This is a genomic window from Embleya sp. NPDC127516, from assembly GCF_044765325.1.
GTDB lineage: Bacteria > Actinomycetota > Actinomycetes > Streptomycetales > Streptomycetaceae > Embleya.
The window spans coordinates 301,143-319,911 of record NZ_JBIWJT010000006.1 but is presented as its reverse complement, the minus strand read 5'-3'; the positions used below and the strand labels follow the sequence as shown (position 1 = coordinate 319,911).

The following is an 18,769-nucleotide window of genomic DNA, read 5'->3' as shown; positions in this document are numbered from 1 at the left end:
CGATCGGGTCGGGTCCGGATCGCGATCGGGGGCGCGACGCACGTGCGCAAGGGGTGCGGAAGCCGCGAGGAGACCCATTAGGGGAACGATTGCGCCACCTGGTGGGCGCACACCACCCACACCAGTGGCGCACCACCCCGGGTCCTGACCTGCACCGATACCGCATCCGTGCAGGTCAGTGCGATGTTGACACCGCGCCCGCATCGCCCAGTACGTTCGACCCGGTCCACCGCAGGACGACCGGCAGGAGAACACCCTCCCCGAGCACGCGCACGCCTCCGGGCCACAGGTGGCACAGCCACCGGGCGCCAGGTCCGGAACCGACGTGACACGTGCCCGGGAGGCCGCCCCACGCGGCCACGAACGGCAGAGCGGCACCCGTGCAGCCGCCCCGCCGGACGCGAGCACACCCCGCGCCGGAAGGTGAGACCGCGGCAGAGCCCGGTCGCCCAGTAGACAACGACCACCGCGACCGACAGCCAGCCGGTCCGGGGCCGGCCCGAAGGGCGACCGAGCTCCCGCTGCCCCCACCGCACTGTCGAGAACGATCCGAAACCGCTCACCCACCTCGAACGTTGTAACGTCACTGCATCACCCGACCGGCGCAACTCCGTGCCGAAGCCGGCAGCAGTGATCAGCGACGACCCAGCGAGGGGGCCCCACGGTGCCGCAGCTCGACAGCGCCACAGTGCCCGAGGGCGCCCCGCCCCCGGTCTCGGCGCCCGCCCGCAGGCGGCGTTTCCGACGCACCCGGGCCACCGCCGTGAGCATCTACCGCAAGCCCGCCCGCCCGGCCTACGCGCTGATCAGCGGCCTGCTGCTGGCGCTCGCGTTCCCGCCGTACGACATCTGGCCGCTGAGCGTGCTCGCGGTCGCCGTGCTCACCGTCGCGGTGCACGGGCAACGCACCCGCACCGGCTTCGGCTACGGCCTGCTGTTCGGCCTGCCGTTCATGTTGTGGCTGCTCAAGTGGCTGCGCGTGGTCGGGCCGGACGCGTGGATCGTGCTGTCGGTGGTGCAGGCGCTGTACATCGCCGCGTTGGCCGCCGCGCTCACCCTGATCGGCCGACTGCGGTTGTGGCCGCTGTGGACCGCGTGCCTGTGGGTCGCGGAGGAACTGGTGCGCGACCGCGTCCCGTTCGGCGGCTTCCCCTGGGGTCGACTGGCCTTCGCCAACACCGCGACGCCGTTCACCCCGATCGCCGCGCTCGCCGGCGCACCCGGGGTGACCTTCGCCGTCGCGCTCACCGGCGCCCTGCTCGGCTGGGCCGGGCTGCGCCTGTACGCCCGATACACCGCGTCCGCGGACGAGATCGCCGAGTCGGGCCCCGAGGTCGCGCGTACGCCGCGTGCCGCCGTGCCGCTTGCCCTGGGCGCCATCGGCCTGGCGATCGCCATCCCCGCGAGCGCCTACGCGGTGCCCATCCCCACCGAGGGCGACGCCGCGGGCCCGGACAGCGCGACCATCGCGGTGATCCAGGGCAACGTCCCGCGCACCGGCCTGGACTTCCTCGGCCAGCGGCGCGCGGTCCTGGACAACCACGTCCGCGAGACCCACAAGCTCGCCGCCGACGTGCGCGCGGGCAAGGTCAGGAAGCCCGAACTGGTGATCTGGCCGGAGAACTCCTCGGACCTGAACCCGTTCGAGGAGCGCGACGCGTACGTGGCGATCGACGGTGCGGTCAAGGACATCGGCGTCCCCGTGCTCACCGGCGTCCTGGTCGCCGGCCCCGACGCCACACACATCCAGAACCAGGGCATCGTGTGGGACCCGGTCACCGGACCCGGCGCCTCCTACACCAAGCGCCACCCGGTGCCGTTCGGCGAGTACATCCCGATGCGCGAACTGCTCACCAAGTTCATCAGCCGGCTCGAACGCGTCCCGCGCGACTTCTACCCCGGCAAGACCGTCGGCGTCATGCAACTGGGCCCGGCCCGGATCGGCGACGTGATCTGCTTCGAGATCGCCTACGACAACGTCACCCGCGAGGCGGTCACGCACGGTGGCCGGGTGCTGGTCGTGCAGACCAACAACGCCACCTACGGCCGCAGCGGCCAGCCCGAGCAGCAACTCGCGATGTCCAGGCTGCGCGCGATCGAGCACGGCCGCGCGGTGCTCATCGCGGCCACCTCCGGGATCAGCGCGATCGTCATGCCGGATGGAAAAGTGGTCGAACGCACCCGCGAATTCACCGCCGACACGCTGGTCATGGACGTGCCGCTGCGCGACGACCGCACGCCGGCCACCCGACTCGGTTCGGCTCCCGAGTGGATCCTGGCTATCGTCGGTCTTCTCGCCTGCGCGTACGGCATCCTCCGCCGTCGGCGCCAGGCCCGGACAGTCAACACCCCCGGCATCCAGCCGACCACAGCCGACGCCGGCGTCGACACCCTCGCCGACGCCAACGCCATCAAGGAGATGATGTGACCGACAGCGAGCAGACCAGCTTCGCCGACCTCGGCAAGGTGCTCGTCATCATCCCCACCTACAACGAATCGGAGAACATCGAGCCGATCGTCTCCCGCCTGCGGGCCGCCGTGCCCGACGTCGACGTGCTGATCGCCGACGACAACAGCCCCGACGGCACCGGCGACATCGCGGACACCCTCGCCGAGCACGACCCGCACGTCCAGGTCATGCACCGGGCCGGCAAGGAGGGTCTGGGCGCCGCCTACATCGCGGGCTTCCGCTGGGGCATCGACCGCGGTTACGACATCCTGGTGGAGATGGACGCCGACGGTTCGCACCAGCCCGAACAACTCCCGCGCCTGCTCGAAGCGGTACGGGACGCGGACCTGGTGCTCGGTTCGCGCTGGGTCCCCGGCGGCGGCGCGGTCAACTGGCCCGGACACCGCAAGCTCATCTCCAGGGGCGGCAGCACCTACTCGCGCCTGATGCTCGGCGTCGACATCCACGACGTCACCGGCGGCTTCCGGGCGTTCCGCAAGGACACCCTGCTCGGCATCGGTCTGGACGAGGTCGCCTCCCAGGGCTACTGCTTCCAGGTGGACCTGGCCTGGCGGGCGATCCGCAAGGGCTACCGCGTCCTGGAGGTGCCGATCACGTTCATCGAACGCGAGCGCGGCAACAGCAAGATGAGCAACTCGATCGTCGCCGAGGCGCTGTGGCGGGTCACCGCGTGGGGCGTCGGCCGTCGGGTCGGCAAGTACCCCGACGAAGCCACCCCGGAGGCGGCGGCAGGCATCGAGGGCGGCGCCGAGGGCGCGAGCAGGGTCGACAGCGCGCGCGAGGGCCACGACGCGCCGGGCACCGGAGCCACCGACACTGCGGGAGCCACCGGAGCGGTCGATACCGCCGAATCCGCCGGATCTCCCGACACCGCCGAGGCCGCCGACACCTCGAGCACTACCGGCACCACCGGTACCACCTCGCCGAGGAAGTGATCGCGTGAGCACCCCGCTGCGCCGAGCGGCCACGCTCCTGCCGATCGTCGCCCTGCCACTGGCCGAGATCTACGTGATCAGTCTGGTCGGCAGCGAGATCGGCGCGGGCCGGACGTTCCTGCTGATCCTGGCCGGCGTCGCGCTGGGCTCACTGGTGATCCGCTACGAGGGCCGCCGGGTGCTGACCCGGCTGCGCGAGCTCGGTGAACAGGCCCAGCGCCAGAGCCAGAGCGACCCGACCGTGCTCGCGGCCCAGGGCAAGGAGGCGACCAAGGCCGCCGCCGACGCGGGCGTGGTCATCCTCGGCGGCATCCTGCTGATCATCCCCGGGTTCATCACCGACGCACTGGGCCTGCTGTGTGTGCTGCCGTTCACCCGGCCGCTGATCCGGCGCCTGATCGGCACAGTGGTGGCCGCGAAGGTGGCCAACAGTCCGAGGTTCTCGGGCGCGGTGCGGGACGCCCGGATCCACCGCCCGGACGGCAAGATCGTGCGCGGCGAGGTGATCGATCCGGACGAGCGCCGCGACGACGACCCGCCGGCGCCGCCGCGCGAACTGCCCTGAGGCTTCGGGGCCCCGCGACCTCGAGGGCGGCGTTCGCAGACAGCACGACGCCCGGGGCGCCACGATCGTGAGATCGTCGGCGCCCCGGGCGTCGGTGCCACCTGTCGACGGGATCCGCACGCGCCCGGAGCGGGCTCGCGCGGTGCTCGCTCAGGCGCTCTTGCGGTTGTTGCGCGGATCGTGGTGGAGATTGATCCCACCCGACCGCAGTACGGCGAGGCGCTCGGCGAGGACCTCTTCCAGCTCTTCCCGGGTACGCCGCTCCATGAGCATGTCCCAGTGCGTACGTGTGGCCTTGTTCTTCTTCTCCTCCGGCGGCGCGCCATCCACCAACTGCGCGATGGCACCGCAGCTGCGGCACTCCCACGTCGAAGGGATCTCCGCCTCGACGGAGAACGGCATCTCGAAGCGGTGCCCCCGGGGGCAGTCGTATTCCACGGTGCGACGCGGCGCCAGATCGATACCGCGATCGGTCTCGTAGCTGGTGGCGCCAAGGCGTGTGCCGCGGAGAGCTCGCTCACTCATGAATCGTGCCTCCTGGCTTGTCAACCCACATCGACAGGTCTTGCTGTCTCGTCCGATTGCAGAACGCGTGACGGGCCCCGAAGATTCCCGACCGAGGGGGCGGAGGGGGCGATCGGGGGCCGTGACGGTGAGTAGCTACCCGAAAACGGATGATTCACCACATCGACGGTGGAAAGTGACATAAAACTCGCCTGAACGGCCCGGGGTCGCCGAGGGTACGCCTGCCCGGAACGCGCGCCGCCACGCACAGCGAATGCGCGCCGACCCGAGCGGCCGGTGTCGGGCGACCGCGCCCGGTGCGGGTGGTAGGGGCGTGGCGGGTGGGTTCGCCGACCGGGGCCGTGGTGGGCCTCAACGATCGCGGATCTCGGCCCAGACGATCTTCCCGGTGTCGGTGGGACGCACGCCCCAGTCGGTGGTCAGGCCGGCCACGATGCACAACCCCCGGTGCCGCTCGTCGTGGCCGGGAGAGGCGATCTCCTTGGGCAGTCGGCCGTCGTGGTCGACCACCTCGACGATCAGCCGGCCCGGGTGGTGCCGGAGCCTGAGCTCCATCGGGGTGCGGGCGTGCTCGGCGGCGTTGGAGACGAGTTCGGTGACCACCGAGCAGGTGGTGTCGCTGTGCTCGGCCAGCTCCCAGCGGCCCAGCGTGGCGCGGACGAAGTCGCGGGCCTCGCGCGCGGAGCGCGGCGTGGGCGGCAGGTCGAGGCCGGCGGTGCGCTCGACGCTGTGTCGGGCACGGACCAGCAGCAGCGCGACGTCGTCGGGTTCCTGGCCGGTGAGCATGGTCTTGGCGAGCAGGTCGGCGACGTCGGCGACGTTGTAGGCGCCGCCGGTGGTGCTGTCGATGTGCTTGGTGAGTTCCTGCAGGCGGTCGGTGAGCGAGGCGTCGTGCGATTCGACTAGGCCGTCGGTGTACAGGAGCAGTTGGTCGCCGGTGTCGAAGCCGACCACCGCGTCCTCGAACGCGGTGCCGTCCAGGCCGAGCGGTACGCCCAGGTCGTCCTCCAGGAGTTCGACCTTGCCGTCGGCGCCGATCAGGGCCGGTGGCAGGTGGCCGGCGTTGGACCAGTGGATGGTGGCGTCGCCGGGGTCGTAGACGGCGTACACGCACGTGATGATCTGGTCTTCGCCGCCGAGCCCGGTCACCAGCCGGTTGAGATGCCGCATGACCTGCGCGGGCGGCAGGTCCATCACCGAATACGCCCGTACCGCGGCCCGGAGTTGGCCCATCACGGCGGCGGCCTGCAGACCTCGACCCATCACGTCGCCGACCACCAGGGCGATTCGGCCGGCGGACAGCGGGATCACGTCGAACCAGTCGCCGCCCACCTGTTGGCCCTTGGCGCCGGGCAGGTAGCGGAAGGCGATGTTGAGTTCGTCCAGGTCGGGCGGGACCTGCGGGAGCAGGCTGCGCTGGAGTTCGACGGCGGTGTCGCGCACGCTGCGGAACAGCCGGGCGTTCTCGATCGCGGTGGCCGCCTGCGCGGCGATGCCCAGGGCGAGTTGTTCGTCGCGTTCGGTGAACACGTCGGCCCGGGTATGGCAGAAGGAGAAGGCGCCCAGGTCCTCGCCGGTCGCGGTGGTGACCGGGATGGTCAGCAGGCTGCGTACGGGGGGCTGTCCGTCGGGGCTCACCCGGTAGGGCAACAGGTTTGTGGCGGCGGGGTCTTCGGTGAGGTCGCCGCGGCGCACTGTGGCCGGCGGGGCGGCGGTGGTCTGCGGTCGGCTGCGCGCGGCGAGGGAGGGTCGCGGTCGGGGCAGGCGGTCGATCAGCGTGGGGTCGGGGCTGGTGACGGCGTAGCGGGTGTCCGCGACGCCGCCGGTGTCGTAGTCGATGTAGCGGAAGATGCCGTGCTCGGCGGCGATCACCGAGGTGGCGGCGTCGGTGGCGGCTTGCACGAGGCGTTCGAGATTGAGCTCGCGGGTGAGTTTCTGGCCGACGCGGTAGAGCGTCTCGACGATCCGGGTCTCCTGGTCGAGTCGGCGCTGTTTGTGGGCGAGTTGCTCCTGCTGCGAGCGGACCCGGTCGCGGGCGTCCTCGGCGACCAGGGCCTGTTGCGCGGTGGTGCCCTCGTGGGCGGCCAGGAGTTGTTCCAGGGCGTCCAGGCGGGCGGCGGCGACGTGCGTGGTGGGGGTGGGCCGGCCGGGGCCGCCGGCGAACAGGGGCGCGGTGTTGAGCGGGAGCAGGGCCAGGCGGGTGGACACCGCGACGGTGCGGAAGAGTTCGGCGATCCGGGCCGGAACGTGGACGCGGGTGAACATCAGCACGGTGAACAGTTCGCCGTCGGGGAGCTTGCCGGCGTAGCCGACCACGGATTCTATCCCGCTCGCCCGGATGAACTCCTTGTCCGGGACGGCGCTGCTGGTGAGCGCGTCCGGGATGTGGTGGATGTCGTGCCGGTCCCACTCGTTGTCGGTGGGCAGCGGCCCGGCCACGATCTCCTCGGCGGTGACCCCGAGTTGCTCGAGCATGGCGCTGATCATCGGCGCCCGGCGGACCGCCTCGGCGCTGGGGAAGGCGACCACCTGGTGGTGCCGCGAGCGGGTGCGGTCACGCCAGTCCGGGTGGTCGCCGGTGGTGGCCAGCAGGGTCAGGCAGCGCAGGTCGGGGTGCGGCGTGAGGCCGGGCTGCCGGCGCAGCGCGCACTGTTCCAGGTCGGGGGTGAGGTTGCGCCAGGGCATGGTCTGGAACAGGCGGGCGAGGACGAGTTGGGGTTGCCCGGTGAGCGGGTCGCGGAAGGTGGTGCGCAGGTGTCGCACGATCGCGCGGGCCGCGTCCTCGGTGGTGGCCGAATCGGCGGTGACCTGGCGCAGTTCGGAGCTGCACACGACCATGTCGCTGACGGTGAAGTTGGCGAGGTCGAACACTGGGCGTCCACGTCCTCCGTGGGGGTGCGGGCCCCCATCATGGCGCGAGGGTGCGGGCGGAGTGGTGCGTTTTGGGTATTTGGTGGTGACGTGACCATGCGTCGAGGCCCCCCGAGCGCGGCTGCTCGGGGGGCCTTCGCGAGGATGGACGCCGGGTCGGCGCGAGTCGGCGCGGGTCGGCGCGGTGCCGCGCCCGGGGTCAGCCGGTGGGCTCGGGCTCGCGTTCGGGGGCCTTGGCGAGCGAGATCGCGGGCGCGTCGACGGGCAGGGTGTCGGTGTGCCGGGGGAGCAGGGCGAGCAGGCGCTCGCGCTCGGCCTCGGGGGTGTCCTCCTCCAGCGGGTCGGGGGTGTGCGGGATCTGGATGCGCACCACGGGGCCGTTGCCGATCCGGATGTAGCCGCGGCCGGGGGGCATGCTCTCGCCGCCGGAGACGCCGGGGGCGGCGCCCAGGACGGTGTACGTGGTCTCCGGGTCCAGCGGGCCCAGCACGACGCGGGTGTGCGTGTCGGCGATCAGCGCGGGGCGCAGTCGGTCCAGGTGGGTGGGCCGGGCGCTGGTGATCACCCCGACGTGTGCGGCGCGGCCCAGGCGCAGCGGGAGGTCGAGCAGTTCCTGCGGGTCGGTGCTGCCCTGTCCGGCGGCGAGATCGCTGAGTTCGGTGATCTCGTCGAGGATCAGCCACAGCGGTCGGCGCGCGTTGTCCGGTACCGCGGTGCCGTATTGCTTGGCGTGGGTGACGGCGGCGATCCGGCGTTCGGTCTCGTGCCGCAGCCAGGTCAGCATCTCCAGCGCGCCGTGGTAGCCGGTCTCGATCCGCAGGATGTTGCGGCGACCGGCCAGGCAGGCGTAGTCGCCGGAGCCGCTGCCGTCGATGATCACGATGTCGCCGTCGCGGGCGGCCTGGAGGGCGATGGTGCGCAGCAGGTTGGACTTGCCCGCGCCGGGGGCGGCGACGGCGAGCAGGTGCGGGTCGGTGCTGCGGTGGCCGGTGCGCCAGATGACCGGCGGGAGTTGCCGGATGGTGTCGTCCACGCGGATCGGGACGCGGCGGTTGGTGCTGCCGGCGTCGGTGACGCCGAGCAGGATCTCGCTCGGCGCGGTGATGAAGTGTTGCGCGGGCACGGCCGAGGGCAGCGGGGGCAGCGCGGCGACGGTGAGGTGGTTGTTCTCGGTGTCCCAGTCGTAGAGGTACTCGCGGCCGCGGCCGGTCTTGGCCTGGAGCACACGTTCGATTCGGGCCCGGGCGGTGGGGTCGTCGTCGGTGAAGTACGGGCTGTAGGTCAGTTCGAGGCGGGTGATCCGGTCACCGTCGAGTTCCCAGTGCCGGAAGGCGTTCTGGTACGGGCCGCCGGGGTGGAAGAGGCGGGCCGGGTCGTGGTCGTCGGCGAGATAGGGCACGAGGCCGTTGTAGACGGCCTGGAGTTTGACGTCGGTGGGGTCGGGGGCGGGCTCGGCGGGCGGTTTCTCCGCGCGGCCGAGCCAGGCGGCGCCGGCCAGGATCAGCAGCAGTGCGATCAGCGGGGCGTAGGGCAGGAAGTAGAGAGCGAGCAACACACCGGCGACACCGGCGACACCGGCCTTGCGCTTGTCCGCCGAAGCGCTCTTCCACCACGCGCGCGCCCACGCGAGTTGTCGGTTCAGCCCTCGGCTGAGGGTGAACACGGGCGAGAACGTGTCGCGGGTGTGGTGGTGGATGCGCTGGGCGCGCGTGCGGGTGTTGCCGATGCCCTCCTTGGCGCGCTGGGCGATGGTGACGAGGGACTTGGGGCCGGGGGACATGCGGTCTCCGTGAGGGGTTGGTACGGGTAGGCGGGAGGCCCCGGTTCGGGGGGACGAGCCGGGGCCTGGGGCCTTGCTGCGGTGGGGGACGGGCGCGGTCAGAAATTGAGGCCGCTGAGCAGGTTGGCGATGCTGTTGCCGCTCGCGGTGATGTGTGGGGCGATCGAACTGCCGGCCAGGTAGAAGCCGAAGAGGGCGCAGACGAGGGCGTGCGGGATTCTCAGCCCGTCCTTGCGGAAGAAGACGTAGGCGATGACGCCGAGCAACAGGACGCCGGAGATGGACAGAACCATGGGTGCTCCTTCGGGCGGTGCACTCAGTGTGTGAGGTGCGGGGTGAGGATCCCGGTGCGGCCGAGGCCGTACAGGATCAGGACGGTGGCGCCGAGGCGCCCGGGGGTGGACAACGCCCAGAGGGCGGCATGGAGGGCGATCACCAGGGGGAGGGTGGCGATCGCGTACACGGTGTGGAAGGTGCGCGATTGCGGGGTGCCGGCGCGGGTGGCGGGGGCCAGGGTGCGGCGGACGACCGAGACGAGGGTGGGCGCCGCGGGGGCGGCCGGGGCGGGGGCTTGGTCGGGGACGGGGGTGGGGCCGGCTTCGGGATTCGGGTCGGTGGGGGACGTGCCGCGGGGGTCGGGCAGCAGTCGCTTGTGGATCAGGCGCATGTGGGTGCTTCTCCCCGAGGTGCCGGCCGGTCGGCCTATCGGTGCAGTACTCAAAGTGCTCTTATCGTTACAAATGGTGCACATCTGTCAAAGCATCAAACGGGTGGAATCGCCACGATTTTCCCGAGGGTCCACTCGCATGGGTGACGTGATGAACCTGTTTGCCCAGGTGGGATCGCGGGTCGCGACCCGCCGGCGGCCGACGGGGCGGCGTCGCGGCACGATCGACGTGATGTCGATTTCCCGACGAACTCACCCATCGGAGTGGCGGTCGGTGGGCGGGTCGTTTCGGCTCCGGCCCGGTTCTGGCAGCGTGAGGCCATGGCCATCCTGCTCGTGGTGCACCACACGCCCTCGCCGACGCTCGCCGAGATGCTGGAGGCGACCCTCGCCGGCGCCCGCGACCCCGAGATCGAGGGCGTCGAGGTCCGGGTCCGGGCCGCGCTGACCTGCTCGCCGGTCGAGGTGCTGGAGGCGGACGGCTACCTGCTCGGCACCCCCGCGAACCTGGGCTACATGTCCGGCGCTTTGAAACACTTCTTCGACGGCGCCTATTACCCGTGCCTGCACGAGACGGTGCGCCGACCGTACGGGCTGTACGTGCACGGCGGCAGCGACACCACCGGCGCGGTGCGCTCGGTCGAGTCGGCGGCCGGCGGATTGCAGTGGAAGCGGGTCCGCCCGCCGGTGGAACTGGCCGGGCCGGTCACGCGCGACGCGCTGGCCGCGTGCACCGAACTGGGCGCTGTGGTGGCGGCGGAACTGATGGACGCGAACTGACGCGGGTCCGGGCGGGCTCGTGGTGGTCCGGGGCTCGCGCCGGCCGGCGGGAGAGGCGGGTACCGCCCTCGCGCCCGCCCCGAGTGACGGCCGCTCGGGTCCCCGTACGCCGGGGGGTGTCAGTTCGGGCGGGCCCAGTGCGGCGGGTGGGTCCGGGCGGTCTCCAGGGCGGAGGCGGTGGGTCGCTCGACCGTGTCGGGGACGGCCTCCAGCGGGATGGACAGGGCCCGGGCCCAGGTGCGCCGCCAGCCGAGGCGGCGCTGGGTGCGGGCGGCCTCCCGACGGGCGCGCGCGGTGGCGCGGCGCGCGATCTCGGCGCGGGCCAGCGCCTGGCTGCGCAGCCACAGCGGGCGCGTGTGCAGGAGCTCCTCGACGTAGGCGGTGGTCCACTTGTTGCTGCGCGGACGCAGGTCCAGGACCAACTCCACGGGCAGCCCGAAGAGTTCGGCGACGGCATCGTCGGTGAGGTGGTCGATCACCGCCTCGGCGGCGCGGCAGACCGCCTCGGCGCGCCGCTGCTGGGCATGCCACTCGCGATCCAGCCAGCGGGTGACCGCGGCGCAGGCGTGTTCGAGTTCGCGGTCCGCGTGCAGTTCCAGCAGCCAGTTCGGTGGGTCGGTGGCCAGTACGTGCAGCAGGTCGGCGCTGACGTGCTGGTCGATGGACGGGACGCGGTGCGCGATGTCCTCGGCCGGCACGCCCAGCGTCGCCCACACCCGATGCGGCCGGGCGAGCGAACGCAGCGCGGTGATCGCGCGCGGGGTGGCGGCGGCGAGCAGGTCGGCGATCTCGCCCGGCTTGTAACGGCACTGGGCGCCGATCTCGGCGATGTCGCGCACACGCGGGTCGCCCATGAACCTGCGCAGCCGGGCGGGCGCGGTGCCGTGCAGCCGGGCCAGCGCGCACGCGAAGGCGATCACGTCGGCCGGGTCGGTCTGCCGGTCGGGGGCCAGGGTCGCGAGATACCGGCGCGCGTTGTGGGCGCGCTCGCGGTTGTGCGCCCGGGTGGCGGCGGCCTTGCTCGCGGCCAGCGAACGGGCCACCCGGCGGGCCGCCTCGCGCAGTTCGCGGTCGGCGGCGATGTGCGGGGGCAGGGTGTCCACGTCGGCGGTGCGGTAGTAGCGCACCTCCGACTCGCGGCCGTAGCGCAGGACCCGCACCCGGTCGACGACGGGCAGCCCGGCGGCCGGTGCGATCCGGCGGAAGCACTCCCGGCTGATGCCGAGGCGGTGCGCGGCCTCGGTGGCGGTCAGCGGCTCTTCGCGGCGCAGCGCGGTGAGGAAGGGGACGGGGTCGGCTGCGGCGCGGGCGACCGCGTCGGCGTCGAAGGTGCCGTCCTGGTGTTGTGCGAGCAGTCCGGTACGGGCGGCGAGGCGGACCTGACGGGGGACGAGCCCCAGCGCCTTGCCGACGCGCGCCGCACCGATGCCTCCTCGGGTCACGACCGGCCCCTTCCGTACGGGTGACACCGAACGGGGCGACGATAGAACGGCTGCGGGTCGCGAGGGAGGGCAAAGGGCGAAATCCGCCCGATCGTGCGGGGAAGCGATAGGGCAGGTTACGGCAAATGGGGGACGGTGGGCGGGTTCGTCGGGAGGGTGCCGGCGGAGTGTCGCAAGCCGGGCGCCTCGGGCCGGCGGCGGCCGGCGCGAGCGTCGGTGGCGGGCGCCTTCGATCGTGTCGATCGGTGGTGCGCAGCCGAACAGTGGAACCTGATCGTGTCGCGTGGCCAGGCCGGCGCATGTCCTGGTTCGTGACCTTACGGTCGGATACATGCGTATTGTCATCGCGGGTGGACACGGAAAGATCGCACTTCGGCTGGAGCGGCTGCTCGCCGATCGCGGACACACGGTGGTCGGGTTCATTCGCAACCCCGACCACGCGAACGACCTGGTCGCGGCCGGGGCCGAGCCGGTGGTGTGCGACCTGGAACGGGCGCCGGTCGAGGAGGTGGTCGAGCACCTGGTCGGCGCGGACGCGGTGGTGTTCGCGGCGGGCGCCGGGGCGGCCGGCACCCGGGAGCGCACGATGACGGTCGACTACGGCGGCGCGGTGCTGCTGGCCGACGCGGCCGAGGACGCGGGCGTACGGCGCTACGTGATGGTGTCCTCGATGGGCGCCTCGACCCGCCCGCCCGCCGACACCGACCCGGACTTCGCCCTCTACCTCAAGGCCAAGGGCGAGGCCGACGAGGACCTGCGCTCGCGCGGCGCGCTCGATCTGACCGTGCTGCGCCCGGGGCGGCTCACCGACGACCCCGGCACCGGGCTGATCGCGCTGTCCGAACGCGAAGGTCGGGGAGCGATCCGCCGCGACGACGTGGCGGCCATCGTGGCCGAACTGCTCGACGAGCCCGGCACGATCGGCAAGACCCTGGAGGTGGTCGGCGGCGACGTGCCGGTCGCCGAGGCGGTCAAGTACGCGGCGGCGAAGCCTCGCCCGTGAGGTCCAGCGCCATCAGCACGTCGTCGACATAACGTCCGCCGAGCAGGAACTCGCCCTCCAGCACGCCCTCGATCCGGTAGCCGCAGGCCAGGTACAGCGCCCGCGCGGAGGCGTTGCCACCGAGCACCCGCAGGGTGATCCGCCGGGCCCCGCGTCGGCGCGCCCGGGCCTCGGCGGCCGCGAGCAGCAGTCGGCCGACCCGGCGGCCCTGATGGTCGGGATGCACCGCGAGCCCGTTGACGATCTGCACGTGGCCGGAGGCCGGGCACAGTGTGGAGCGCTCCAGCAGCACGTAGCCCACGACGAGGTCGCCCTCGTGGGCGACCAGGGTGTCGCGCACGTGCTCGGCGCTGCGGAAGAAGACCTTGTCCGCCGCCCAGCGCGGCGCGGGGGTGACGTCGGGGGACCACGTGAGGTGGTCGATCTCGGCAAGACTCGTACCGTCGGCCTCGGTCGCGGGGCGGACCTGGACGCGGGTTTCCTCCGATGTGCGCGACATCCGATCATCGTCCCACCCGGGGCCGGGCGCCGGGCAGATCGGGTCGCGGACGATCTTGACGACCGCTTCGTGTGCGCCGCGTCCGCGCCGCGTACGCGCCCTGGACTCGCGCGCATGACTTCGCCCCGGGTGCCCGAGGACCTCGATCGCCTCGCGGCCGGCAAGTACGTCCTGTTGACCACGTTCCGCCGGGACGGGCGCGCGGTGGCCACGCCCGTGTGGGTGGTCCGCGACGGCGCCGCGCTCGGGGTGTGGACGGCGCGGGACTCCGGCAAGGTCAAGCGCATCCGCAACGACGGGAAGGTCACCGTCGCGGCGTGCGACGCGCGCGGGAACCCGCGGGGCGCGGCCGTGCCGGGACACGCCTCGCTGCTGGACGCCGCCGGGACCGAGCGGTATCGGGGACTGATTCGGCGCAGGTTCGGGGTGATCGGGCGGTTGACCCTGTTCGGCAGCCGACTGCGGCGCGGGGCGGCCGGGACGATCGGCGTCCGGATCGAGTTGGGCGAGCGGGAGTAGGACCGAGGTCCCGCCCCGGGAGCACCGATCGGGCCGTCGCCGGGCGGTGCCCGCCGAGGTGTTGCGGGTCGACGGTCGCGCGGTGGGCGGTTCTACGGTCGAAGGGTGAGCTTGAAGCCCACGTGCGAGTCGGTGAAGCCGAGGTTGCGGTAGAAGCGGTGGGCGTTCTCGCGGGTGCCGTTGGAGGTGAGCTGGACCAGCGTCGCACCGCGTTCGCGGGCACGGTCGATGGTCCAGTGCATCAGGATCGTGCCCAGGCCGCCGCCGCGCTCGCTGCCGGCGATGCGTACCGCCTCCACCAAGGCCCGCGTGGTCCCGCGCTGGGACAGGCCCGGAATGATGGTCAACTGGAGCGTGCCGATCACCGTCCGCTCACCCGTCGCCGGGTCCGGTCGGGTCATCACGACCAGTTCCTGGTTCGGATCGGCCGTCACCCGCTCGAAGGCCGCCAGGTACGGCGTCAGGTCCTCCTGCGAGTCCCGCCCCGAGCCGAGGGCGTCGTCGACGAGCAGACCCACGATGGCCGAGATGTCGTCCCGGCCCGCCGGCCGGATTTCGATGTCGTTCATGACGCCCAACGTAGAGGGAGCCTCCGCCGGCCATCCGTCCGGTCCCGGGCGCGGCGTCGGGGGCGGTCGGTGACGGATGACTAAGGTCACCCGCGTACGGCCAGGGGAGTAGGCGGGAATTCGGCCGCGCGCAGGATCCGTTGACACCATTGAGGGCGGATGCTTGTCAGGCCACATGGCAAGCGGCCTAACGGGGAGGTTCCACGTGGATGCCGTGCACGAGTGGGTGGAGCGGTTGGGTGATCTACCACCCTCGTACGCCTATGTCGTGATCGCGCTGGTCGCCGTCGTCGAGACCGGTCTGCTGCTGGGCGTCTTCGCGCCCGCCGAACCGGTGCTGCTGCTGGCTGGGCTGCTCACCTCCACCGGCCACTTGGCGCTGGTCCCGGTGTTGATCATCGCGACCGCCGCCGCGCTCGTCGGGGACACCCTCGGTTACCTCTCCGGCAGACATCGCAGCGAACGCATAAGGACCGGACGGCTGGGTCGCCGGGTGGGCGAGCACCGCTGGGAACGGGCCGAGGAGATGTTCACCCGCGGTCGCGGCGCCGGCGGCGTGACCGTGATGCTGGGTCGCTGGGTCGCGTTCGCGCGAACCCTGCTGCCGCGACTCGCCGGCGCGGCGGGCATGCCCTATCGGCGGTTCGCGCCGTGGAACGCGGTCGGGATCCTGGTGTGGGTGCCGGGCTCGATCATGCTGGGCCGCCTCGCGGGCAGCGCGTACCCGTCGGCGGCGAGCGTTCCCGGTTGGATAGGGGCCGCGATCGTCGCGATCGGTATCGTCGCCGGCATCGTCACCTACGTGCGCCGGCGTCGGCGTCGCAAGGCCGAGGAGAACCGTTCCTCGGCGTTCGGGGACCCCGCGGCCAAAGGGCCGGGGGGTTCGCGGCGTGATTTCGCCGGTGCGACGGCGGCGGTCCGCGAGGACAGCGCCGCCTGATCCGGGCGCCGCCGGCGGTCAGCCGCGCAGTGCCGTGTCGCCGTGCTTGGACACGTGTTCGTCCAGCGCGGCGAGAGCCCGGGTGACCTCCTCGTGCGAGCCGCCGGCGCGCTGCTCCTTCCAGTACGCGGAGCCGAGCTGCTTGAGCAGTGCGGACGCGTCCCGGCCCACCTGGACCTCCTCGACCTTGTGCTTGCCGGTGTTCATCGTGTCTTCGGCCATCTTCCTGGCCTTGTCGAGGAAGCCGCTCATCGCGCCGTTCTCCGTTCCCGTTCGGGACGGACATCGCTGCCGCCCCGAGGTCGCTGCCGTACCGGGATCACCGTCCGCAACGCGGCGTAGTCCCGCCGAGATCATTCGATGATCGATCAACGAATGGCACGGATGCGAAGATCCCGAACGGAAGTACACCGATTCGGCCGGGCATTTCACTCGTTCGGCACTGACGGCGGTGCCCTCCCACGCCCCTTCGGGTACCTGCCGATTCCCGTCAGGTATGCGCGACACTGGCGATCATGCGCGCGAGCCGACTGCTGACCATCCTGCTGACCCTGCAGACCCGGGGCCTGGTCACCGCGACCGAGTTGGCCGAGCAGTTGGAGGTGTCGGTCCGCACCGTCTACCGCGACGTCGAGGCGCTGGGCGCGGCGGGGGTGCCGGTCTACGCCGAACGCGGTCCGGCCGGTGGCTACCGTCTCCTGGAGGGTTTCCGGACCCGGATCAACGGGCTCACCCAGGACGAGGCCGACGCGCTCTTCCTGACCGGACTGCCCGGGCCCGCGGCCGAGCTGGGGCTGGGCGCGGTGGTCGCGTCCGCGCAGCTCAAGGTGCAGGCGGGACTGCCGGCCGAGTTGCGCGATCGGGTCGGGCGGGCGCAACTGCGTTTCCACCTGGACGCGCCCGGCTGGCATCGCGAGGCGGACCGCTCGCCGGAGCTGGCCCGGATCGCGGGCGCGGTGTGGACCGACCGGCGGATCCGGGTGCGCTACCGGCGCTGGGCGGGTGAGGTCACCCGCGATCTGGAGCCGTACGGCCTCGTGCTCAAGGCGGGCGCGTGGTATCTGGTGGCGCGCACCGTGCGCGAGGGCGAGCACCGCGACCGCACCTACCGCGTGGTGCGGATCGAGGAGCTGGACGTGCTCGACGAGATGTTCGAGCGAGATCCGAGCTTCGACCTGCCGGCCTACTGGCGGGCCTGGTCGCAGGACTTCGTCGAACAGTTGCGCCCGATCCTCGCGGACGTGCTGGTGACCGAGGACGCGCGGGCGATGGTGCGGCACCTGTTCGGCGCGCATGTCGCGGACACCGTGGAGGCGAGCGCGGGCGAGCCGCTGCCGGACGGCCGGGTCCGGGCCGACTTCCCGATCGAGACGATCGAGGTGGCCGTGCCCGAGTTGCTGCGCCTGGGGCCGCAGATCGAGATCCTGGGACCTCCGGAGCTGCGCGCGAGAGTGGCCGCCGAAGCACGCGCGACGGCGGCGCGGTACGCGTGAGCGCCCGCGCCGCCGTCGGCGCGGTGGGTCGAGGTCCATGCCCCGACCGGGGGGTTACGCCCCGTTCCGGCGGAACAGACGTACGGCCAGGGCGACCGAGACGGTGGCCAGCGCGAGTGCGGTCAGCACGCCCGTCCCGACCGTGCCGCCGTAGTCGCCCACGAACGCGGACCGGACCGCCTGCACCTGGTAGCGCAGCGGATTGGCCCGGGACAGCCCGTCCAGCCAGCCCGGGGCGAGCGACATCGGCAGCAGGATGCCGGACAACAACATCACCGGCAGGTTCACCGAGTTCACCACCGGCGCGAACTCCTGCGGACTGTCCACCCGCATCGCCAGGGCATAGGACAGGGACGCGATCGAGGCGGTCATCAGCGCGACGAAGCCGAACCCGATCAGCACGCCGACCAGCGGCGCGCGCAGCCCGAACGCCACGCCGACCAGGACCAGCAGCACGGATTGGGCGAGCAACTGCACGATGTCCTTGAGCACGCGCCCGAGCAGCAGCGCGAGTCGGCTCACCGGAGTCACCCGCATGCGCTCCACCACGCCGTGCTGCTTCTCGATCAGGATTGCGAAGCCCGCGAACGCGGCGCTGAACAGCCCGAGTTGCACCAGCAGGCCCGGGACCAGGGTCTGCCACGAGTCGCCGTCGCCGCCGAGCGGGACGTCGCGCAGCAGCGGGCCGAACAGGATCAGGAACAGCAGCGGTTGCACGAGCCCGAAGATCAGGCCGATTCTGCTCGCGACGGTCTGCCGCAGGTAGCGGCCGAAGATCAGGAGCGTGTCGGCCGCGAGGGCGGAACCGGCGGACGGCGCGGCCGGCGCGACCCGGCCGGTCGGTGTGGTCGGGTCGGCGGGCGCCGAGGAGGTCGACGGTGCGGACGGTGTGGTCATGGCTACCTCGGCCGGATCAGACGGCGATCGGAGTCTCGCTCGGCGCGGGGGTGCGCCGACCGGTGATGGCGATGAACGCGTCCTGGAGCGAGGCGTCCGGGGAACCCGCGTACTCGGTCTTGAGCGCGTGCGCGCTGCCCTGGGCGACGATCCGGCCCCGGTCGACCACCACGAGCCGGTCCGCGAGCGCGTCGGCCTCGTCGAGGTAGTGCGTGGTCAGGAAGATCGTGGTGCCCCACTCGTCGCGGATGCGCCGGACCAGGTTCCACAGGTCGACCCGGCTGCCCGGGTCCAGACCGGTGGTCGGCTCGTCCAGGAAGAGCACATCGGGGCGGTGCAGCAGGCCCATCGCCAGGTCGAGCCGGCGTCGCTGGCCGCCGGAGAGCGCCGCGCACGGACGGTCGAGCAGGTCGAGCAGGTCCAGGTCGGCGGCCAGTTCGGCGGCCCGGGCCCGGGCGTCCGCCTTGTCCAGGCGGTACAGCCGGGCCTGGGTGGTCAGCTCCTCGCGCACCGACACGGCCGGGTCGACGCCGCCGGACTGGGCGACGTAGCCGATCCGTCGGCGTACGCCCGCCGGGTCGCGCAGGAGGTCGTGGCCGGCCACGACGGCGCTGCCGCCGGTGGGCGCGAGCAGCGTGGTCAGCATCCGCAGGGTGGTGGTCTTGCCGGCGCCGTTGGGGCCGAGGAAGCCGAGGATCTCGCCCGCCGGGACGGTCAGATCGATGCCGCGGACCGCCTCGACGGTGCCGCGCTTGGTGCTGAAGGTCCGGGTGAGCCCGGTGGTGTGGATGACCGGTGTCATGGCCCTACCGAA

The 18,769-nt window shown here is 72.2% G+C and carries 18 protein-coding genes and 1 pseudogene; 8 read left to right on the top strand and 11 right to left on the bottom strand.

What is annotated here, in order from left to right:
- Window positions 1–664: 664 nt before the first annotated feature.
- The 3 genes and pseudogenes from lnt (at window position 665) to ACIRL2_RS14555 (ending at window position 3,970) form a co-directional block, all read left to right on the top strand.
- Complete coding sequence (gene lnt / locus ACIRL2_RS14565; RefSeq protein WP_395865685.1) at window positions 665–2,428, top strand: apolipoprotein N-acyltransferase; 1,764 nt, start codon at window positions 665–667, stop codon at window positions 2,426–2,428.
- Window positions 2,425–3,180: pseudogene (locus tag ACIRL2_RS14560) on the top strand (polyprenol monophosphomannose synthase); the annotation flags it as partial. The gene lnt and the pseudogene ACIRL2_RS14560, both read left to right, overlap by 4 nt.
- Window positions 3,181–3,409: 229 nt before the next feature.
- Window positions 3,410–3,970 carry an FxsA family protein gene (locus ACIRL2_RS14555; RefSeq protein ID WP_395865683.1) on the top strand — a complete coding sequence of 187 codons (561 nt, stop codon included), beginning with the start codon at window positions 3,410–3,412 and terminating at the stop codon, window positions 3,968–3,970.
- Window positions 3,971–4,120: 150 nt separating this feature from the next.
- Here the strand turns inward: ACIRL2_RS14555 and ACIRL2_RS14550 are convergent, their stop codons facing one another.
- From ACIRL2_RS14550 to ACIRL2_RS14530, 5 genes are all read right to left on the bottom strand, one after another.
- Window positions 4,121–4,495: an RNA polymerase-binding protein RbpA gene (locus tag ACIRL2_RS14550; RefSeq protein ID WP_395865681.1), complete on the bottom strand. Its 375-nt coding sequence runs from the start codon at window positions 4,493–4,495 to the stop codon at window positions 4,121–4,123.
- A 351-nt stretch (window positions 4,496–4,846) separates the two neighbouring features.
- Window positions 4,847–7,366: a SpoIIE family protein phosphatase gene (locus ACIRL2_RS14545; RefSeq protein WP_402232249.1), complete on the bottom strand. Its 2,520-nt coding sequence runs from the start codon at window positions 7,364–7,366 to the stop codon at window positions 4,847–4,849.
- 199 nt (window positions 7,367–7,565) lie between these two features.
- Window positions 7,566–9,146: a hypothetical protein gene (locus tag ACIRL2_RS14540; protein WP_395865678.1), complete on the bottom strand. Its 1,581-nt coding sequence runs from the start codon at window positions 9,144–9,146 to the stop codon at window positions 7,566–7,568.
- A 98-nt stretch (window positions 9,147–9,244) separates the two neighbouring features.
- Window positions 9,245–9,439, bottom strand: coding sequence for a DUF2304 domain-containing protein (locus tag ACIRL2_RS14535; RefSeq protein WP_395865676.1), 195 nt, complete (start codon window positions 9,437–9,439; stop codon window positions 9,245–9,247).
- Between the two features lie 23 nt (window positions 9,440–9,462).
- Window positions 9,463–9,813, bottom strand: coding sequence for a hypothetical protein (locus ACIRL2_RS14530; RefSeq protein WP_395865675.1), 351 nt, complete (start codon window positions 9,811–9,813; stop codon window positions 9,463–9,465).
- A 321-nt stretch (window positions 9,814–10,134) separates the two neighbouring features.
- Between ACIRL2_RS14530 and ACIRL2_RS14525 the strand changes: the two genes are divergently transcribed.
- Window positions 10,135–10,593, top strand: coding sequence for a flavodoxin family protein (locus tag ACIRL2_RS14525; RefSeq protein WP_395865673.1), 459 nt, complete (start codon window positions 10,135–10,137; stop codon window positions 10,591–10,593).
- Window positions 10,594–10,712: 119 nt separating this feature from the next.
- Here ACIRL2_RS14525 and ACIRL2_RS14520 read toward each other — a convergent pair whose 3' ends face one another.
- The gene (locus ACIRL2_RS14520; protein ID WP_395865671.1) at window positions 10,713–12,035 is read right to left on the bottom strand and encodes a hypothetical protein; all 1,323 of its coding nucleotides are present in this window, start codon (window positions 12,033–12,035) and stop codon (window positions 10,713–10,715) included.
- 331 nt (window positions 12,036–12,366) lie between these two features.
- On the opposite strand from ACIRL2_RS14520, the gene ACIRL2_RS14515 reads away from it, so the two are divergent.
- Window positions 12,367–13,038, top strand: a complete 672-nt coding sequence (locus tag ACIRL2_RS14515; RefSeq protein ID WP_395865669.1) for an SDR family oxidoreductase — start codon at window positions 12,367–12,369, stop codon at window positions 13,036–13,038.
- Here ACIRL2_RS14515 and ACIRL2_RS14510 read toward each other — a convergent pair.
- Window positions 13,007–13,537: a GNAT family N-acetyltransferase gene (locus tag ACIRL2_RS14510; RefSeq protein ID WP_395865667.1), complete on the bottom strand. Its 531-nt coding sequence runs from the start codon at window positions 13,535–13,537 to the stop codon at window positions 13,007–13,009. The genes ACIRL2_RS14515 and ACIRL2_RS14510 overlap by 32 nt on opposite strands.
- A gap of 114 nt (window positions 13,538–13,651) precedes the next feature.
- Here ACIRL2_RS14510 and ACIRL2_RS14505 point away from each other — a divergent pair, with 114 nt between their 5' ends.
- The gene (locus ACIRL2_RS14505; RefSeq protein ID WP_395865665.1) at window positions 13,652–14,056 is read left to right on the top strand and encodes a PPOX class F420-dependent oxidoreductase; all 405 of its coding nucleotides are present in this window, start codon (window positions 13,652–13,654) and stop codon (window positions 14,054–14,056) included.
- 92 nt (window positions 14,057–14,148) lie between these two features.
- Here the strand turns inward: ACIRL2_RS14505 and ACIRL2_RS14500 are convergent, their stop codons facing one another.
- Window positions 14,149–14,625: a GNAT family N-acetyltransferase gene (locus ACIRL2_RS14500; RefSeq protein WP_402232244.1), complete on the bottom strand. Its 477-nt coding sequence runs from the start codon at window positions 14,623–14,625 to the stop codon at window positions 14,149–14,151.
- 205 nt (window positions 14,626–14,830) lie between these two features.
- Between ACIRL2_RS14500 and ACIRL2_RS14495 the strand changes: the two genes are divergently transcribed.
- A complete protein-coding gene (locus ACIRL2_RS14495; RefSeq protein WP_395865660.1) occupies window positions 14,831–15,565 on the top strand; it encodes a DedA family protein in 735 nt (244 codons plus the stop codon).
- 18 nt (window positions 15,566–15,583) lie between these two features.
- On the opposite strand, the gene ACIRL2_RS14490 is transcribed toward ACIRL2_RS14495, so the two are convergent.
- Window positions 15,584–15,817 (bottom strand): hypothetical protein, encoded by a 234-nt coding sequence (locus tag ACIRL2_RS14490; RefSeq protein WP_395865658.1) that lies wholly within the window; start codon window positions 15,815–15,817, stop codon window positions 15,584–15,586.
- Between the two features lie 263 nt (window positions 15,818–16,080).
- Between ACIRL2_RS14490 and ACIRL2_RS14485 the strand changes: the two genes are divergently transcribed.
- Window positions 16,081–17,058, top strand: a complete 978-nt coding sequence (locus tag ACIRL2_RS14485) for a helix-turn-helix transcriptional regulator (RefSeq protein WP_402232242.1) — start codon at window positions 16,081–16,083, stop codon at window positions 17,056–17,058.
- A gap of 54 nt (window positions 17,059–17,112) precedes the next feature.
- On the opposite strand, the gene ACIRL2_RS14480 is transcribed toward ACIRL2_RS14485, so the two are convergent.
- The gene (locus tag ACIRL2_RS14480) at window positions 17,113–17,955 is read right to left on the bottom strand and encodes an ABC transporter permease (protein ID WP_395865654.1); all 843 of its coding nucleotides are present in this window, start codon (window positions 17,953–17,955) and stop codon (window positions 17,113–17,115) included.
- 16 nt (window positions 17,956–17,971) lie between these two features.
- Window positions 17,972–18,757 carry an ABC transporter ATP-binding protein gene (locus tag ACIRL2_RS14475; protein WP_395865653.1) on the bottom strand — a complete coding sequence of 262 codons (786 nt, stop codon included), beginning with the start codon at window positions 18,755–18,757 and terminating at the stop codon, window positions 17,972–17,974.
- Window positions 18,758–18,769 lie beyond the last annotated feature (12 nt).